Source organism: Synechococcus sp. CCY 0621, from assembly GCF_019038465.1.
GTDB lineage: Bacteria > Cyanobacteriota > Cyanobacteriia > PCC-6307 > Cyanobiaceae > Cyanobium.
This window is the reverse complement of sequence record NZ_JAFKRH010000046.1, coordinates 1-12,197: the sequence shown is the minus strand read 5'-3', so window position 1 is coordinate 12,197 and position 12,197 is coordinate 1. Positions and strand designations below refer to the sequence as shown.

The window sequence follows — 12,197 nt, the reverse complement described above, 5'->3', positions numbered from 1 at the left end:
TCTCCTCTCCCATGAAACAGCGACTCCTCTTCCTCGGCCCCCCCGGCGCCGGCAAGGGCACCCAGGCCGAGCTCCTGGCCGAGCACCACCAGCTGCTGCATCTCTCCACCGGTGAACTGCTGCGGGCGGAGGTGAAGGCCGGCTCCGCCCTGGGCCAGGAGGCGGAGGCGGTGATGGCCCGCGGCGAGCTGGTCAGCGATGCCCTGGTGCTGGCCATCGTGCGCAGCCGCCTGGAGGGCCACCAGGGGGGTTGGCTCCTGGATGGCTTCCCCCGCAACCTGGCCCAGGCCGAGGCGCTCGACGGCCTGCTGGCCGAGCTCGACCAGCGCATCGAGCGGGTGCTGCTGCTGGAGCTGGAGGACGGGGTGCTGATCCAGCGCCTGCTCTCCCGTGGCCGGGCCGACGACAACGAAGCGGTGATCCGCAACCGCCTGGTGGTGTACCAGGAGCAGACCGCCCCACTGATCGACCACTACCGCCAGCTGGGCCTGCTCCACAGCGTCGACGCCTCCGGCACGGTGGCGGAGATCGGAGAAAGGATCGTAGCCAGCCTTGTTGACTGATGTGATAAGGTAGCTGTTTGCAAATTCGGAGAGCACAACGCCCATGAAGGTGCGTGCCTCAGTCAAGAAAATGTGCGACAAATGCCGGGTGATCCGTCGCCACGGCCGGGTCATGGTGATCTGCACCAACCCGAAGCACAAGCAGCGTCAGGGTTGACCCCCCACGCTTCCACGGCGGCCGCCTTCGGCCGCCACCCCCATTGCCCTCTGATCGTTTCCTGACGTGGCTCGGATCGCCGGTGTCGATATCCCTCGTGACAAGAGGGTTGAGATCTCACTCACTTACGTGTACGGGATCGGGCTCACCAGGGCCCGCAAGATTCTCGCCAAATCGGGGGTCAGCCCCGACATCCGGGTGAAGGACCTCAGCGATGGCGACGTGCAAAAGCTGCGCGGCGCCGCCGATTCCTTCGTCCTCGAGGGCGACCTGCGCCGCGAAGAGGGCATGGCCCTCAAGCGCCTGCAGGACATCGGCTGCCTGCGGGGGCGCCGCCATCGCATGGGCCTGCCCGTGCGTGGTCAGCGCACCCGCACCAACGCCCGCACCCGCCGCGGCGCCCGCAAGACCGTGGCCGGCAAGAAGAAGTGAGGTCCGGGCCTCCGGGCCCGTTCCGCCTTCCCTGCCTGCCCCCTTCCCCGGCCCGTGGCCCCTCGCGGCAGCCACCGGGCCCCGGTCCCGCCGCCCTCCTCTCCCGGAGGTCGTCACCGGGACTTCCCCCCAGTCCTTTGATCACCTCCCTGCTCCCGCAGGGTCACCGCCATGGCCAAACCAGCCAAGAAGACAGGCCCCAAGAAGGCCAAGCGCAATGTCCCCAACGGGGTCGCGCACATCCAGAGCACCTTCAACAACACGATCGTCTCCATCACCGACACCGCCGGTGAGGTGGTGAGCTGGTCGTCTGCCGGCGCCAGCGGTTTCAAGGGAGCCCGCAAGGGCACCCCCTTCGCTGCCCAGACCGCCGCCGAAGCGGCCGCCCGCCGGGCCCTCGAGCAGGGCATGCGTCAGATCGAAGTGCTGGTGCGCGGTCCTGGCTCCGGGCGCGAAACCGCCATCCGGGCCCTGCAGGTGGCCGGTCTCGAGATCACCCTGATCCGCGACGTCACCCCCCTGCCCCACAACGGTTGCCGCCGGGCCAAGCGCCGTCGGGTCTGAGCCGTCCGGAGGCCTCCGGCTTCCCACCCGACTCCCCAGGGCCGCTGCCGCGGCCACCTTTCCTTTCCCACCTCCTCTGACCGTGTTGCACTACCAGATCGATCGGGTCGAGCACCAGGTCGCCGACGACCGTTCCCAGACGGGCGTCTTCCTGATCGGCCCCCTGGATCGGGGCCAGGCGACCACCCTCGGCAATGCCCTGCGGCGCGTGCTGATCGGTGGTCTCGAAGGAAGCGCCATCACGGCGGTTCGTCTCTCCGGGGTCAACCACGAATACGCCACGGTGCCTGGTGTGCGCGAGGACGTGCTCGACATCCTGCTCAACTGCAAGTCGGTTCCCGTCAACAGCCGCAGCCGTGATCTCGAGATCGGCCGGCTGATGGTCAACGGCCCGGCCCGTGTCACCGCTTCGGATCTGCAGTTCTCCCCCCAGGTGCAGGTCATCGACGGCGATCGGGAGATCGCCACCGTGGCCGAGGGCCACAGCCTGGAGATGGAGGTCCACGTGGAGCGCGGCATCGGCTACCGGCCGGTGGATCGCCACAACGAGGACACCGCCGCCATCGACCTGCTCCAGATCGACGCGGTCTTCATGCCCGTCCGTCGGGTCAACTACACCGTCGATGAAACCGCGGTCGGCGAAGGCGGCTCGGCCCACGAGCGCCTGCGCATCGAGATCGAGACCAACGGCAGCGTCACCCCCGACGACGCCATGGCCCAGGCGGCCAACCAGCTGATGGAGCTGTTCCAGCCACTGGCCACCCTCACCATGACCGAGGAGCCCGGCCTGGAGCCCGAGCCATCGGCTGAGGCCCAGATCCCCCTGGAGGAGCTGAACCTCTCCGTCCGCGCCTACAACTGCCTGAAGCGCGCCCAGGTCAACTCCGTCTCCGACCTCATGGGCTTCAGCTACGAAGACCTCCTGGAGATCAAGAACTTCGGATCCAAGTCCGCCGACGAGGTGATCGAGGCCCTCGAGAGGATCGGCATCTCCCTGCCCCAGAGCCGCACCAGCGGCTGAAAGGCGGTTCCCCCCTCCCCGTTTCGCCACCTTTCCCGTCCCCACCATGCGACACCAGTGCCGAGTCCCCCTGCTGGGACGCCCCGCCGACCAACGCAAGGCCATGCTGCGTGGTCTGACCACCCAGCTCATCCGTGAAGGCCGCGTCACCACCACCAAGGCCCGGGCCAAGGCCCTGCGTGATGAAGCCGAGCGCATGATCACCCTGGCCAAGGACGGCACCCTCGCCGCCCGTCGCCGCGCCATCGGCTACATCTACGACAAGCAACTCGTCCACGCTCTGTTCGACAAGGCCCAAGACCGCTACGGCGATCGCCAGGGTGGCTACACCCGCATCATCCGCACGGTGCCCCGCCGTGGCGACAACGCCGAGATGGCGATCATCGAGCTGGTCTGAAAAGGATCGCCCTTTCGCTGCAGTACGAGGGCTCCTCGTTTCACGGCTGGCAGCGTCAGTCCGGCCACAGCAGCGTTCAGGAAACCCTGGAGGGGGCCATCGCCGCCCTCGACCCTCACCGTCCCGCCCAGGCCGTGGCCGCGGGCCGCACCGACAGCGGCGTCCATGCCGCAGCCCAGGTGGTGCATTTCGATGCCTCCGGCCCCATTCCCGTGTCCCGTTGGGCGAAGGCTCTCAACGGCCGCCTGCCGCCCACGATCCGGGTGAGGGCCGCCGCCGAGGTCCCCGCCGACTGGCACGCCTGCTTCAGCGCCACCTACCGGCGCTACCGCTACACGATCTTCAACGGCCGCAGCCCCAACCTGTTCCTGGCCCCCTGGAGCTGGCATCGCTACCAGTGGCGCCTCGACGAGGCCCGGATGGCCCGCTGTCTGGAGGCTCTGCTGGGGGAGCACGACTTCTCCGCCTTCCAGAGGGCGGGCAGCCGCCGCGCCCATGCCCGCACCACCGTTCAGGACGTGCACATCGAGCGGCAGGGAGATCTGCTGGTCACCGAGATGCAGGCCAGCGGCTTTCTGTACGGCATGGTGCGCCTGCTGATGGGCCAGCTGGTGGCCGTCGGGGAGGGCCGCCTTGAGGCCGAGGAGTTCCTGCACCGCTGGCGCAGCGGCGCCCGCCACGCAGTGAAGGAGGCCGCCCCGCCCCAGGGGCTTTGCCTGCTGCGGGTGGGCTACCCAACGGACATCTTCCCTGGGGCCGCCTGGTATGATTGTCAACCGCGATTTCTGTTGGAATCGCGCGATCCTCCCGCCGATCCGTTCATCGGCGTTCCGATCGGTTGAGAAGCTCTGCAGGGTGCCCCGTCCGGTGGCCCCACGCAGATAGCGTCTCGCCGAATTCGCCGGATCCGGCGACACGGTAGGGTCGAATCTCCCTGTCCCGACCCATCCGGCTGCGATGGGCTCACCCCAAACCGGCCAGCCGGCGCGATGAACAAGACAACCCCACCCTCCATCGATTCGCTTGAGCGCCAGTGGTACCTGGTCGACGCAGCGGACCAGACCCTCGGCCGTCTCGCCAGTGAAGTGGCCCAGGTGCTGCGCGGCAAGAACAAGCCCACCTTCACGCCTCACCTCGACACCGGTGATTTCGTGGTGGTCATCAACGCCGACAAGGTGCGCGTCAGCGGCAACAAGGCCACCCAGAAGATCTACCGGCGCCATTCCGGCCGTCCCGGCGGCATGAAGACCGAAACCTTCGAGCATCTGCAGGCCCGTCTGCCGGAGCGCATCATCGAGAAGGCGATCAAGGGCATGCTTCCCCACAACGCCCTTGGCCGCCAGCTGTTCCGCAAGCTGAAGGTCTACAAGGGCGCCGAGCATCCCCACGCCGCCCAGCAGCCCCAGCCCCTCGCCCTCGATCCCGCCACCGCCGCCCAATGACCAGCACCTCCAACCGCGTCGTCTACTGGGGCACCGGCCGTCGCAAGACCGCCGTCGCCCGTGTGCGGGTCGTCCCCGGCAGCGGCAGCGTCACCATCAATGGCCGCCCCGGCGACAACTACCTCAACTACAACCCCGTTTATCTGGCGGCGGTGAAGGCCCCCCTCCAGACCCTCGGCCTGGAAGCCCAGTACGACCTGCTGGTCAACGTGCGCGGCGGTGGCCTCACCGGCCAGGCCGATGCCATCAAGCAGGGTGCGGCCCGCGCCCTCTGCGACCTGTCGCCCGACAACCGCAAGCCGCTCAAGATTGAAGGCCACCTCAGCCGCGATCCCCGGGCCAAGGAGCGTCGCAAGTACGGCCTCAAGAAAGCCCGCAAAGCTCCCCAGTTCTCCAAGCGCTGATTTTCGTTATGCCGAAAGCCGACATCCATCCCACCTGGTATCCGGACGCCAAGGTGATCTGCAACGGGGAGGTGGTCATGACCACCGGCTCCACCCATCCGGAACTCACGGTCGACGTGTGGAGCGGCAACCACCCCTTCTACACAGGCACCCAGAAGATCCTCGACACCGAGGGCCGGGTGGATCGCTTCATGCGCAAGTACGGAATGGGCAGCACCGATTCCGCCTCCGGTGCCAAGAAGGCCGCCAAGCCTGCCGAGGCGCCCGCCGCCGTCGAAGCCGAGACCCCGGCGGCCACGGAAGCCTGACTCCGTCCTCCGTCAGCCTGAGATCCTCAGACCGACACCGGCCGCCCGAATCAGACAACTGATTCGGCCCGGTTTTTCTCCGGCCGGGTGCCCCCAGCACCCGGCTTTTTCCGTTTCGGGTGCCGCCCATGGATTCCGAGCTGCTGCAATCCCGGCTGGACACCGCCTGCCGCACCTTCCAGACCCTGGAGCGCCAGCTGGCCGACCCGGCGGTGGCCTCCGATCCGGCCCGCCTGCAGGCGATCGCCCGTGAGCGGGCCCGGTTGGAGCCCCTGGTCAACGATTACCAGCGGCTGCGCAAGCTGGAGCAGGAGCGCGACGAGGCCCGCTCCCTGCTGAAGGCCCACCGCGATGATCCCGCCGCCGAGGAGCTGGTGGCCCTGGCCGCCGAGGAGCTGGTCAACCTCGAGGGCCTGATCACGGCCCTGAACGCGCGGCTCACCCTCAGCCTGCTGCCCTCGGATCCCCGCGACGAGCGCAGCGTCATGCTGGAGATCCGTGCCGGGGCCGGCGGCGACGAGGCCAGCCTCTGGGCAGGCGACCTGGCCCGCATGTACGAGCGCTATGCCCAGAACCAGGGCTGGCAGGTGCAGCCGGTCAGCGCTTCTGAGGCCGACCTGGGCGGCTACAAGGAACTGATCCTCGCCATCCGCGGCGATGGGGTCTACAGCCAGCTGAAGTTCGAGGCGGGCGTGCACCGCGTGCAGCGGGTGCCGGCCACCGAGTCCCAGGGTCGGGTGCACACCTCCACCGCCACCGTGGCGGTGATGCCCGAGGCCGATCCGGTGGAGGTGCAGATCGATCCGGGGGATCTGGATATCAGCACGGCCCGCTCGGGCGGCGCCGGCGGCCAGAACGTCAACAAGGTGGAAACGGCCGTCGACCTGCTGCACAAACCCACCGGCATCCGGGTGTTCTGCACCCAGGAACGCTCCCAGATGCAGAACCGGGAGCGGGCGATGGAAATCCTGCGGGCCAAGCTCTACGAGCGCCAGCTGGCGGAAGCGAATGCCGAGGAGCGCTCCGTGCGCCGTGCCCAGGTGGGCAGCGGCGACCGCAGCGAGAAGATCCGCACCTACAACGCCAAGGACAACCGGGTCACCGACCATCGGCTGGGACGCAACTTCTCCCTGGAGCCCGTGCTGGCCGGCCAGATCGAAGACCTGATCGGCGCCTGCATCGCCGAGGAGCAGCGCCAGGGTCTTGAGGCGCTTGCCCTCGAGGCCACCGGCACCGGTGGATGAACGCGGCGAATGGGCGGAGTGGTTGAGCGCGAGGGCGATTCAGGCGCCGATGACGTACTTGGCCCACTCCTGATGCTGGCCGGAGCGGATGCGCCGGTTGGCCTCGAAGCTCAGGCTGCCCAGGGGGCGGCGCGGCTCCCGTGCCAGGGGCATGCCCGCCTCCCTGGGGGTGCGGTTGCCCTTGCGCACGTTGCAGGGCAGGCAGGCGGTGGTGACGTTCTCCCAGACGTCGGTGCCGCCCCGGCTGCGGGGCACCACGTGGTCGATCGAGAGCTGCTCGCCACTGAAGCCGCAGTACTGACAGGCGTGGCCGTCGCGGTGGAAGACGTTGCGGCGTGTGAGAGGGAGCGGCTTGTAGGGCACCCGCACGAACTGGCGCAGCCGGATCACCGTGGGCAGGAAATGGTCGGGGCGAATCGTCTTTTCAGGGTCGTGCTCCAGGCCTTCGGCCTTCCCCTTGAGCAGCATCACCATGGCCCGACGCCAGGTGGTGATGTTCAGCGGTTCGTAGGACGCATTCAGAACGAGTACGTGGCCCATTCCAGTCCGCTGGATACGCGGCATGCTAACGGGATTCCCATGAAATCCATGGTCCACCCCCTGCACCGGCGTCCATGACCAGCGCCTCGCTCGCCCCCACCAGTGCGACGGAGGAGACCCAGCCGTCGCGGCAGCGGGCCTGGGTGGAGGTCAACACCGCGGCCATCCAGGCCAACGTGCGGGCCCTGCAACGCCACATCGGAGAGGCCACCCAACTGATGGCCGTGGTCAAGGCCGACGCCTACGGCCACGGCGCCCTGCCGGTGGCCCGGGCCGCCCTGGAGGCGGGGGCGGCCTGTTTCGGCGTCGCCACCCTGGCGGAAGGGGTGCAGCTGCGTCGCGCCGGCATCTCCGCCCCGGTGCTGGTGCTGGGCAACCTCACCCAGCCCGAGGAGCTGCGCAGCTGCCTGCGCTGGCAGCTGATGCCGACGCTCAGCAGCATGCGGGAGGCCCTGCTGTGCCAGAACCTGGCCAGCGGCAGCGGCCGCACCATGGCCGTCCAGCTCAAGCTGGACACCGGCATGGCCCGGCTCGGCGCCGACTGGCAGGAGGGCCCCAGGCTGGTGGCGGCCCTGCGGGGCATGGAGGCCATCGAGCTGGCGGGGATCTATTCCCACCTGGCCTGCGCCGATGCCCCTCCGGAGGAGGACGACGGCCTCAGCGACCTCCAGCAACGGCGCTTCGAGAGCGTCCTCTCCAGCCTGAACGAACAGGGGCTGCCGGCCGGCTGCCGGCACCTCGCCAATTCGGCCGGCACCCTGCGGGGGCACCAACAGCACTACGACCTGGTCCGGGTCGGCCTGGCCCTCTACGGCCAGCCGCCGGCGCCCCACCTGGCCGGTGTGGTGTCCCTGCGGCCAGCCCTGCAGATCCACGCCCGCGTCACCCTGCTGCGCCAGGTGGGGGCGGGGGTCGGCGTCAGCTACGGCCACCGCTTCCGCACCAGCCGGCCCAGCCTCCTGGCGGTGGTGTCGATCGGTTACGCCGACGGGGTGCCCCGCCAGCTCTCCAACCGCATGGACGTGCTCTTCGACGGCCGGCGCCTGCCCCAGGTGGGCGCCATCACCATGGACCAGCTGGTGATTGACGCCACCGAGGCCCCCCGGATCGAGGTGGGCAGCCTGGTCACCCTGCTGGGCGAGCAGGGGGGGGAGACGATCAGCCCCCTCGACTGGAGCGAACGCTGCGGCACGATCCCCTGGGAGATCCTCTGCGGCTTCAAGCACCGCCTGCCGCGCCTGGCCGTGCCCCCGGAGTCCGAGGCGGCGACCGAGCCCTGATAAGCTCTCTTGGCCACTGGAGAGGTGGCTGAGTGGTTGAAAGCGGCTCCCTGCTAAGGAGTTACAGAGGGCAACTTCTGTCGAGGGTTCGAATCCCTCCCTCTCCGTTTCCGGCCCTTCCAGGGCCGTCCACGCCAGGTTTGCTCAGAGCCTGGCGATGCTCCTCCGCCCGACACAGGCGGCCCGCACGCTGCCCGGCCTGAACCGGCCACTCCTGCCGCACGTTCAGATTCAGGCGTCCAACAGGGCGGTGGCAATGGCCGGCAGCAGGCTGGCATCGGCGGCCCGGGCCCGTCCCTCGCTGAACACCACCAGCAGCATCGGCGCCTTGCCCTCCACCTCCACATAGGCGGCGTCGTGGCGCGCCTGGCTCATCCAGCCGGCCTTGCTCCACAGCCGGGACCCCTGCGGCAGAGCAGCCCCGAGGAAACCATCCACCTGATTCTCGGGATCGGCGGCCCGACCCTCGGGATCGAGGGAGCGTCCCAGCAGGGCCATCATGCGGCGGCAGGCCGGCGGGGACACCGCGGCTCCGGCCATCACCGCGTGCAGCAGGCGGGCCGTGAAATCCGTGCTGAGGCGGTTGCGATTCTCCAGCTGGGCGCCGTAGAAGTCCCGCTCGCGGCCATAGGGCCCCTCCGCCCAGGTCTTCTGGCAGGCGTTCACCCCCGCCACCTCGCTCCAGCCAAGGCGCGCCAGCCAGTCGTTGACCACCTGGCGCTGGCGGCACCAGGCCGCCGCCCGAGCGGGGGGCAGGGACGGGCCGCTGGTGGTGCCGGTGAGCAGATCCACCACCAGGCTGGTGGCGTCGTTGCCGGAGTCGCGCACCATGTCGGCCAGGGCTCGGCGCAGTTCCGGACCCTCCTCGATCAGCTGGCGTTGCAGCCAGGCTTCGGCGGCCACCAGATACACCAGCTTCACGACGCTGGCGGGATAGCGCGGCCTCTCCCCCTCCCAGCTGGCACCCGTCACGGCCTGGCCCCAGAAGGCCTCCTGGCCCAGGCCCTCGGCGGCGCCCAGCAGGGAAGCCCCGTAACGGAGCCAGGTGATCGAGACCTGCTCCCCCAGCCCCGGGCGCCCCTCCTCCTCCAGATGCCCGATGAGCTGGCGCAGGGTCTGGCCCATGGCCTGATCCGGGCTGTAGAACGCCATCAGCGGCGGCACCTTGCGATGGCGACCTTAGGCACCCTGCCGGCGCCCGGCCGCACGTGGACCCTGACCCGGCCGCTGCCGGCCTACAGCCGGCCGCAGGGCCCGGGCCTGGCCACCGAGATCCACGCGGGCCGGCACCTCAGGGTGCTCGACAGCGCCGAGTCCCGCCTGCGGGTGCGGCTGCACGAGGACGGCTACCCCTGCTGGGTGGAGGCGCTCGCCCTCGAGAGCCACGGCCAGCCCGCCCCGCCGCCGCCGCTGCCCCGCCTCGATCGCGACAGGATCGCCGCCCGCCTGGAGGCGGTGCTCGCCTTCGCCGAGGCCGCCCGTCACCAGCCCAACCGCTACCTCTGGGGGGGCACCCTGGGTCCCGATTTCGACTGCTCGGGGCTGGTGCAGACCGCCTTCGCCCTGGCCGGCATCTGGTTGCCCCGGGATGCCTATCTGCAGGAACGCTTCTGCCGCCCGGTGGCGGTGGCCAGCGGCGTCACCAGCCTGCTGCTGCCGGGGGATCTGCTCTTCTTCGGCACCCCTCGGCGCTGCACCCACGTGGCCCTGCACCTGGGCGGGGGCCGCTACCTGCACAGTTCCGGACGCCAGCACGGCCGTGACGGCATCGGCATCGACGACCTGAATCCCCGCAACCGGGATCCGGTGGCCTGCCACTACCGGGCCGAACTACGGGGCGCGGGGCGGGTGATGCACAGCCACGACGGCAGTCCGCTGCCTCCCTGAGCGGGTACCGTGCAGCCTGAGCTGGGTGGGGCCATGGCGGAGACCGCCAGCCTGTCGGTGGTGGTGCCCCTCTACAACGAGGAGGCCAGCATTCCCCTGCTGGTGGAGAAGCTGCTGGCGGCCCTGAAGCCCCTGGGCCGTCCATTCGAGCTGGTGCTGGTGGACGACGGATCCAAGGACGGCACCCCGGCCGTGCTGCGGCACCTGGCCAGCCAGGTGCCGGAACTGGTGGCCGTGTTGTTGCGGCGCAACTACGGGCAGACGGCCGCCATGGCGGCCGGCTTCGATGCCAGCGGCGGTGGGGTGATCGTCACCCTCGACGGCGACCTCCAGAACGATCCCGCCGACATCCCGCTGCTGCTGGGCCGGCTGGAGCAGGACGACCTCGACCTGGTGAGCGGTTGGCGGCAGCAGCGCCAGGACGGAGCCCTCAACCGGCTGCTGCCCTCCCTGGTGGCCAACCGGCTGATCGCCCGGGTGACGGGGGTGCGTCTGCACGACTACGGCTGCTCCCTGAAGGCGTACCGGCGGGAGGTGGTCAGCGACATGAACCTCTACGGAGAACTGCACCGCTTCCTGCCGGCCCTGGCCTTCATCGAAGGCGCCCGGATCGGCGAGGTGAAGGTGTCCCACCAGGCCCGTCTCTACGGGCGCAGTCATTACGGCATCGACCGCACCTTCCGGGTGTTGATGGACCTGCTGACGGTGTGGTTCATGAAGCGGTTCCTGACCCGGCCGATGCATGTGTTCGGCTTCGCCGGGCTGCTGGCCCTGGGGGCGGGCCTGGCCATCGCCTTCTGGCTGGTGGGCGAGAAGCTGCTGCTGGGGGCCGACATCGGCAACCGTCCCCTGCTGCTGATGGCCGTGCTGGCGATCCTCAGCGGGGTGCAGCTGTTCAGTTTCGGGTTGCTGGCGGAACTGCAGATGCGCACCTACCACGAGAGCCAGGGCCGACCGATCTACCGGGTGCGGGCCACGCTGCGCGGCGGCGCCGGCTGAACTTTTATGTCGCCCCCCGCTCCCCTGAGAACCCAGGCAGGAAGGGGTCCTTACAGTACCGGCGGTTCCTATTGGCCCAAGCCATGACTGGTGAATTTGCCGTTGCCTGGATGCCGTCCGTGATGGTTCCCCTGGTGGGAATCCTCGGCGCAGCGGTGGCCATGGCCCTGCTGTTCAACGTGATCGAGGCGACCGACTGACGACGGGCCCAGGCCCCAGCGTCACTCGCCTCCCCTTCCGACGACCCCCTGATCCGCCCCCCATGACCGTGACCCCTGTCGCCGACCCCACCGTCGGCAATCTGGCCACCCCCGTTAACAGCAGCTATTTCACCAAGGCCTTTCTGAACGCCCTGCCGGCGTATCGGCCCTCCCTCTCCCCCAACCGTCGTGGTCTTGAGGTGGGCATGGCCCACGGCTACTTCCTCTACGGGCCCTTCGCCTACACCGGCCCCCTGCGTGCCACCGAGTTCGCCAGCACCGCCGGGCTGCTCGCCACCATCGGCCTGGTGTCGATCCTGACCATCTGTCTGTCGATCTACGGCACCGCCGGCAGCGGCCCCAACGTCCAGCCCGCCGACGCCACCATCGACAACCCTCCCGCCGACCTGTTCACCAAAGCCGGCTGGGCGGAATTCGCCAGCGGCTTCTGGCTGGGTGGCTGCGGTGGCGCCGCCTTCGCCTGGTTCCTGTGCAGTACCGCCATCCAATCCCCGCTGGCCAACATCGCCGGTGGCGTCTGGAGCGTCGGCTGAACCAAGCCCGCCCTGCTCACCGGATGACGTTTCAAACCCTGCCTCGGCAGGGTTTTTTATTGGCTAGACGTCTGTGCTGATCCGGCTTCAGACGACCTGGCTGAAGTTGAAGCCGATCACATGATCGTCGAAGTCGCGGTCACCACCACCGAGGACATCTTCCAGACCGAAGAGATTGGTGCCCAGGCTGCGGAAGTGGCCGATG

General features: G+C 69.2%; 18 protein-coding genes and 1 tRNA gene. 17 read left to right on the top strand and 2 right to left on the bottom strand.

Annotated elements, in window-relative coordinates:
* Nucleotides 1-11 precede the first annotated feature (11 nt).
* The 11 genes from KUG43_RS15085 (at nucleotide 12) to prfA (ending at nucleotide 6,532) form a co-directional block, all read left to right on the top strand.
* The gene (locus KUG43_RS15085; RefSeq protein ID WP_216910419.1) at nucleotides 12-563 is read left to right on the top strand and encodes an adenylate kinase; all 552 of its coding nucleotides are present in this window, start codon (nucleotides 12-14) and stop codon (nucleotides 561-563) included.
* 43 nt (nucleotides 564-606) lie between these two features.
* Entirely contained in the window at nucleotides 607-720 is a 114-nt protein-coding gene (gene rpmJ, locus KUG43_RS15080) for a 50S ribosomal protein L36 (protein ID WP_006173336.1), read from the top strand.
* 66 nt (nucleotides 721-786) lie between these two features.
* Complete coding sequence (gene rpsM, locus KUG43_RS15075) at nucleotides 787-1,152, top strand: 30S ribosomal protein S13 (RefSeq protein ID WP_094586010.1); 366 nt, start codon at nucleotides 787-789, stop codon at nucleotides 1,150-1,152.
* Nucleotides 1,153-1,323: 171 nt separating this feature from the next.
* Nucleotides 1,324-1,716: a 30S ribosomal protein S11 gene (gene rpsK, locus KUG43_RS15070; RefSeq protein ID WP_094586009.1), complete on the top strand. Its 393-nt coding sequence runs from the start codon at nucleotides 1,324-1,326 to the stop codon at nucleotides 1,714-1,716.
* An 82-nt stretch (nucleotides 1,717-1,798) separates the two neighbouring features.
* Complete coding sequence (locus KUG43_RS15065) at nucleotides 1,799-2,737, top strand: DNA-directed RNA polymerase subunit alpha (RefSeq protein ID WP_216910418.1); 939 nt, start codon at nucleotides 1,799-1,801, stop codon at nucleotides 2,735-2,737.
* Between the two features lie 46 nt (nucleotides 2,738-2,783).
* Nucleotides 2,784-3,134 carry a 50S ribosomal protein L17 gene (gene rplQ / locus KUG43_RS15060; RefSeq protein ID WP_216910416.1) on the top strand — a complete coding sequence of 117 codons (351 nt, stop codon included), beginning with the start codon at nucleotides 2,784-2,786 and terminating at the stop codon, nucleotides 3,132-3,134.
* A complete protein-coding gene (truA, locus tag KUG43_RS15055) occupies nucleotides 3,131-3,976 on the top strand; it encodes a tRNA pseudouridine(38-40) synthase TruA (RefSeq protein WP_216910535.1) in 846 nt (281 codons plus the stop codon). Before rplQ ends, truA begins: the two co-directional genes overlap by 4 nt.
* Nucleotides 3,977-4,123: 147 nt before the next feature.
* Nucleotides 4,124-4,576, top strand: a complete 453-nt coding sequence (gene rplM, locus KUG43_RS15050; RefSeq protein WP_216910414.1) for a 50S ribosomal protein L13 — start codon at nucleotides 4,124-4,126, stop codon at nucleotides 4,574-4,576.
* Nucleotides 4,573-4,980, top strand: a complete 408-nt coding sequence (gene rpsI, locus KUG43_RS15045; protein ID WP_015109426.1) for a 30S ribosomal protein S9 — start codon at nucleotides 4,573-4,575, stop codon at nucleotides 4,978-4,980. Before rplM ends, rpsI begins: the two co-directional genes overlap by 4 nt.
* Nucleotides 4,981-4,988: 8 nt before the next feature.
* Nucleotides 4,989-5,288, top strand: coding sequence for a 50S ribosomal protein L31 (gene rpmE, locus KUG43_RS15040; protein ID WP_216910412.1), 300 nt, complete (start codon nucleotides 4,989-4,991; stop codon nucleotides 5,286-5,288).
* A 128-nt stretch (nucleotides 5,289-5,416) separates the two neighbouring features.
* Entirely contained in the window at nucleotides 5,417-6,532 is a 1,116-nt protein-coding gene (gene prfA, locus KUG43_RS15035; protein WP_216910410.1) for a peptide chain release factor 1, read from the top strand.
* Nucleotides 6,533-6,571: 39 nt separating this feature from the next.
* On the opposite strand, the gene KUG43_RS15030 is transcribed toward prfA, so the two are convergent.
* Nucleotides 6,572-7,072 carry an HNH endonuclease gene (locus KUG43_RS15030; RefSeq protein WP_216910408.1) on the bottom strand — a complete coding sequence of 167 codons (501 nt, stop codon included), beginning with the start codon at nucleotides 7,070-7,072 and terminating at the stop codon, nucleotides 6,572-6,574.
* A gap of 74 nt (nucleotides 7,073-7,146) precedes the next feature.
* On the opposite strand from KUG43_RS15030, the gene alr reads away from it, so the two are divergent.
* Both alr and KUG43_RS15020 read left to right on the top strand, forming a co-directional pair.
* Entirely contained in the window at nucleotides 7,147-8,352 is a 1,206-nt protein-coding gene (gene alr / locus KUG43_RS15025) for an alanine racemase (protein ID WP_216910406.1), read from the top strand.
* Between the two features lie 18 nt (nucleotides 8,353-8,370).
* Nucleotides 8,371-8,459, top strand: a tRNA-Ser gene (locus tag KUG43_RS15020).
* Nucleotides 8,460-8,583: 124 nt separating this feature from the next.
* Here KUG43_RS15020 and KUG43_RS15015 read toward each other — a convergent pair.
* The gene (locus KUG43_RS15015) at nucleotides 8,584-9,504 is read right to left on the bottom strand and encodes a serine hydrolase (protein ID WP_216910404.1); all 921 of its coding nucleotides are present in this window, start codon (nucleotides 9,502-9,504) and stop codon (nucleotides 8,584-8,586) included.
* Between the two features lie 18 nt (nucleotides 9,505-9,522).
* Here KUG43_RS15015 and KUG43_RS15010 point away from each other — a divergent pair, with 18 nt between their 5' ends.
* The 4 genes from KUG43_RS15010 to KUG43_RS14995 all read left to right on the top strand — a co-directional run bounded on the left by KUG43_RS15010 (nucleotide 9,523) and on the right by KUG43_RS14995 (nucleotide 11,992).
* A complete protein-coding gene (locus KUG43_RS15010) occupies nucleotides 9,523-10,239 on the top strand; it encodes a C40 family peptidase (protein ID WP_216910402.1) in 717 nt (238 codons plus the stop codon).
* Between the two features lie 33 nt (nucleotides 10,240-10,272).
* Nucleotides 10,273-11,238, top strand: a complete 966-nt coding sequence (locus KUG43_RS15005; protein ID WP_216910400.1) for a glycosyltransferase family 2 protein — start codon at nucleotides 10,273-10,275, stop codon at nucleotides 11,236-11,238.
* A gap of 83 nt (nucleotides 11,239-11,321) precedes the next feature.
* Entirely contained in the window at nucleotides 11,322-11,438 is a 117-nt protein-coding gene (locus tag KUG43_RS15000; RefSeq protein WP_015109434.1) for a photosystem I reaction center subunit VIII, read from the top strand.
* 62 nt (nucleotides 11,439-11,500) lie between these two features.
* Nucleotides 11,501-11,992: a photosystem I reaction center subunit XI gene (locus KUG43_RS14995; RefSeq protein ID WP_216910398.1), complete on the top strand. Its 492-nt coding sequence runs from the start codon at nucleotides 11,501-11,503 to the stop codon at nucleotides 11,990-11,992.
* Nucleotides 11,993-12,197 lie beyond the last annotated feature (205 nt).

Bases quoted from the DNA above. Each gene is read 5' to 3' on its own strand.
- KUG43_RS15085 (WP_216910419.1), top strand. From the start codon at position 12: ATGAAACAGCGACTCCTCTTCCTCGGCCCCCCCGGCGCCGGCAAGGGC.
- rpmJ (WP_006173336.1), top strand. From the start codon at position 607: ATGAAGGTGCGTGCCTCAGTCAAGAAAATGTGCGACAAATGCCGGGTG.
- rpsK (WP_094586009.1), top strand. From the start codon at position 1,324: ATGGCCAAACCAGCCAAGAAGACAGGCCCCAAGAAGGCCAAGCGCAAT.
- rplQ (WP_216910416.1), top strand. From the start codon at position 2,784: ATGCGACACCAGTGCCGAGTCCCCCTGCTGGGACGCCCCGCCGACCAA.
- rplM (WP_216910414.1), top strand. From the start codon at position 4,124: ATGAACAAGACAACCCCACCCTCCATCGATTCGCTTGAGCGCCAGTGG.
- rpsI (WP_015109426.1), top strand. From the start codon at position 4,573: ATGACCAGCACCTCCAACCGCGTCGTCTACTGGGGCACCGGCCGTCGC.
- rpmE (WP_216910412.1), top strand. From the start codon at position 4,989: ATGCCGAAAGCCGACATCCATCCCACCTGGTATCCGGACGCCAAGGTG.
- prfA (WP_216910410.1), top strand. From the start codon at position 5,417: ATGGATTCCGAGCTGCTGCAATCCCGGCTGGACACCGCCTGCCGCACC.
- KUG43_RS15030 (WP_216910408.1), bottom strand. From the start codon at position 7,072: ATGGGCCACGTACTCGTTCTGAATGCGTCCTACGAACCGCTGAACATC.
- alr (WP_216910406.1), top strand. From the start codon at position 7,147: ATGACCAGCGCCTCGCTCGCCCCCACCAGTGCGACGGAGGAGACCCAG.
- KUG43_RS15015 (WP_216910404.1), bottom strand. From the start codon at position 9,504: ATGGCGTTCTACAGCCCGGATCAGGCCATGGGCCAGACCCTGCGCCAG.
- KUG43_RS15010 (WP_216910402.1), top strand. From the start codon at position 9,523: ATGGCGACCTTAGGCACCCTGCCGGCGCCCGGCCGCACGTGGACCCTG.
- KUG43_RS15005 (WP_216910400.1), top strand. From the start codon at position 10,273: ATGGCGGAGACCGCCAGCCTGTCGGTGGTGGTGCCCCTCTACAACGAG.
- KUG43_RS15000 (WP_015109434.1), top strand. From the start codon at position 11,322: ATGACTGGTGAATTTGCCGTTGCCTGGATGCCGTCCGTGATGGTTCCC.
- KUG43_RS14995 (WP_216910398.1), top strand. From the start codon at position 11,501: ATGACCGTGACCCCTGTCGCCGACCCCACCGTCGGCAATCTGGCCACC.